4 protein-coding genes are annotated in these 3,192 nt (G+C 70.5%); all 4 read right to left on the bottom strand.

Annotated elements, in window-relative coordinates; all coding sequences use genetic code 11:
- Positions 1 to 634 (bottom strand): FAD-binding oxidoreductase (locus tag G3N99_RS37435; RefSeq protein WP_206124881.1); only part of this gene is annotated, 634 nt, incomplete at its 3' end.
- A 2-nt stretch (positions 635 to 636) separates the two neighbouring features.
- Positions 637 to 1,179: a permease gene (locus tag G3N99_RS37430; RefSeq protein ID WP_206124880.1), complete on the bottom strand. Its 543-nt coding sequence runs from the start codon at positions 1,177 to 1,179 to the stop codon at positions 637 to 639.
- Between the two features lie 53 nt (positions 1,180 to 1,232).
- On the bottom strand, positions 1,233 to 2,312 hold the full coding sequence (locus G3N99_RS37425) for an ABC transporter permease (protein WP_174983745.1): 1,080 nt from the start codon (positions 2,310 to 2,312) through the stop codon (positions 1,233 to 1,235).
- Positions 2,305 to 3,192: ABC transporter ATP-binding protein (locus G3N99_RS37420; RefSeq protein ID WP_206124879.1), on the bottom strand; the 888-nt coding region annotated here is incomplete at its 5' end. The genes G3N99_RS37420 and G3N99_RS37425, both read right to left, overlap by 8 nt.

The following is a 3,192-nucleotide window of genomic DNA, read 5'->3' as shown; positions in this document are numbered from 1 at the left end:
CGAGCCCGTTGGCGCCGTTCGCGCCGATGAAGCATTGCGTGACGTCGAAGCCCGCGTTGCGCTTGCGCAGCGGCGCGAGCGCGTCGATCACGGTGCCCGCCGCGTCGGCGAGCACGACTTCGACGCCGAGCACGTGGCGGCGCACGTCACCGTACTTGATCAGGCGGCTGCCGCCCGCGTTCGCGCCGACGAGGCCACCGGTCGACGGATCGCTGCCGAGGTCGATCGGCAGGCAGAGGCCGGTTTCGGCCGCCACGCGGTTGATGTCCGACAGCCGCGCACCGGCTTCGACCGTGATGCTGCGATTCGCCGCGTCGAACGCGCGCACGGCGCGCATCCGGTCGAACGACACCACGCATTGCGTACCGCTGCGATCGGGCACCGCGGCGCCGACGAGCCCGGTGCGCGCGCCCTGCGCGACGAGCGCGATGCGGTGCGCGGCGGCGACCCGCGCGAGCGCGCTCGTGTCGGCGGTCGAGGCCGGCCGCGCGACGCCGAGCGCGATGCCGCCGTGGAGCGTCACATCCGTTACATACGATGAGCACGCGTCAGCCGATGTACCGTCGAGCCAGCCGTCGCCGAGCGTCGCGGCGAGCGCATGCCGCTGCGCGGCGCGGTCGGGCAGCGCGCTCATCGTCAGCCGGCCCGCACGAGCTGCTTGCGCAGCCGGCCGCGCACGACGACCAGCGCGATCAGCGGCACGACGCCGCCCCACAGCGGGCTGTGGCGCATCGTGATCGACACCGCGAGCGCGACGACGGTGACGGCGAGCAGCACGATCGACAGCGAACGCACGCGTCCCTGGTCGACGAACGCACCGTCGACGAAACCACGGTCCGACCACGCGGTATGCACGATGCCGACGACCAGCACGCAGACGAGCATCGCGGCCGGCCCGAGTTCTTCGCCCCACAAACGGCTACCTGTCGGCGACACGAGCGCCAGTACCGCACCGATCACGAGGAACAGGTCGACGCCGATCGCGATGCTGTTGCGGTCCGCGCGGCGGATCAGCCATGCGCCGTGCACGAGCGCGAGCACGCCGCCGATCAGGAACGCGTGCGTCCAGCGCACGTCCGGTTGTTCCGGGCCGAGCCGGCCGTAGAACAGGAACACGATCGCCGGCAGGAAGTTGCTCGCGTGCAGCAGGTAGTCGGTGATGGGATGGCTCGATTTCATCGGGGGATTCTCCTTCGTCGAAACGTCGTAACGTCGAAACAGCGGACGACGCGTCAAGCGTCGTGCCAGCGGAACAGCCGCGCGGCGGCGAACAGGAACAGCGCCGTGCTCGCGGTCATGCCGAGCAGTTGCGGCGCGAGCTGCGCGTACGGGGCGCCGTCGACCAGCGCGCCGCGCAGCGCGACCGCGAACTGGTTGGTCGGCAGGAATGCAAGTACCGACTTGAGCCAGGCCGGTGCGTCGTGCATCGGGATCGTCAGGTCGCTGAAGAACAGCAGCGGGTAGTAGGTGACGTTGCACGCGAGTTCGGCGGCGGCCAGCGATTTGGTGCGGCTCGCGAGCAGCACGCCGATGCTGAGCACCATCGCCGCGCCGAGCAGCACGATCGGCAACGCGCGCAGCCCGTCCGGCGTCGCAATCGGCAGCGCGATGCCGAACGCGACGCGTGCGACGGTCAGCAACACGAGCGCCGACAGCGCCATCATGATCATCCGCGCGACGATCAGCGCGGCGAGGAACACGCCGCGCGAGACCGGAAAGCACACGTACAGCTTGAACGTATTGCGTTCGCGCAGCGACGCGATTGCGGTCGTCGTCGAGTTGAGGCCGATCGCCATGAACGCCATCACGAGAATGCCGGTCGCGAAGAACGCGCCATAGTCGAACGGGCGGCGCGCCGGTGCCGCGTTTTCGAAGCGCGCCTGTGCGGCGGGCAACCCGAGCCGCTGCGCGGCGCAGCGCGCGAGCGCGATCTCGACGACGCGCGACGCGGCCTTGACCGCGAGCGAGCCGTTGAAGTCATAGCGGATCGTCGCCGGCGTGCGCTCGTCGTTGCCGAGCACGACGGTCACGCGATCGGCCGCCGCGCCGCGGCCGTCGAAGGTCGCCTTCACCGTGTCGCTGTGCGTGAGGCTCGAGACGATCTGCGCTTCGCACGCGCGGCTGTACGGCGTCGCGCCGCCGGGCACGTCGAATGCGATGTCTGCAGTGCCGAGCGAACCCGACCCGCCGAACGCGAACAGCATCACGCTCAGCAGGAACACCGGGAACACGAGCGTCCAGAACAGCGACGAGCGGCTGCGCAGGTAGCCGAGCAGCTCGTTGCGCACGAGGATCAGGAACACCTTAGTCATGGGAGGGGCCCTCGGTACAGAGGCGCAGCAGGTCGCCCGGTGTGCTCGGCGCGAGCGCGAGATGCTGGATGCCCTGTTCGCCGACGATGCGGTGCACGTTCGGATGCAGCGTCGCATCGCCGAACACCTCGACGACATGCGCGGCCGACACGCGCACGCCGGTCACGCCCGGCAGCGCCGCGAGGCGCTTGCGCAGCGCACGCGCGTCGGCTTCGTCGCGGCAATGCAGGACCGCGCGCGCTTCGCCGACGAGCTCGGCGCGCAGCGCGTCCTTGTCGCCCTGGTAGCGCACGCCGCCGTCGCGTACCCACACGAGATCGTCGACGACGGCGAGCTCTTCCTCGGCGTGGCAGATCATCGCGACGCTCGTGCCGCGCGTGCGGTGGCGCAGCAGGTCGATCACGACGCCCGCATAACGGCGGTCGAGGCCGGTGAACGGTTCGTCGAGCACGGCCAGTTCGGGCCGGTGCGCGAGCGCGACGTAGAGATCGACGCGCTGGCGCTGCCCCTTCGACAGCGCGCGGCACGGCTTGTCGAGCAGTTCGGCGATGCCGAGCGCATCCGTGACCGCGGCGTCCGCGTGCACGTACATCGCGCGGTGCAGTGCGACGATCTCCGACACGCGGAGATGGTCGGGATACTCGACCTTCTGCAATTGCGCGCCGATGCGCCGCAGCGACGGCGTATCGCGCATGAAGCGCGTGGCCGGCACGTCGAGCACGCGCACGTCGGTGCCGCCGCGCCGGAAGCCGAGCAGCGTTTCGAGCAGCGTGGTCTTGCCGGAGCCGTTCGGCCCGACGATCGCGGTGATCGCGCCGAGCCGGAACCGCACATGCCGCGCGGAAAAGCGGAAATCGCCGGCCGCGACGTCGATCGCGCG

Origin of the sequence: Burkholderia sp. Ac-20392 (genome assembly GCF_017104585.1) — a bacterium.
Taxonomy (GTDB): Bacteria; Pseudomonadota; Gammaproteobacteria; order Burkholderiales; family Burkholderiaceae; genus Burkholderia; species Burkholderia lata.
Note: the sequence above shows the minus strand (reverse complement) of the source record. Positions and strands in the feature narration are given on the sequence as shown.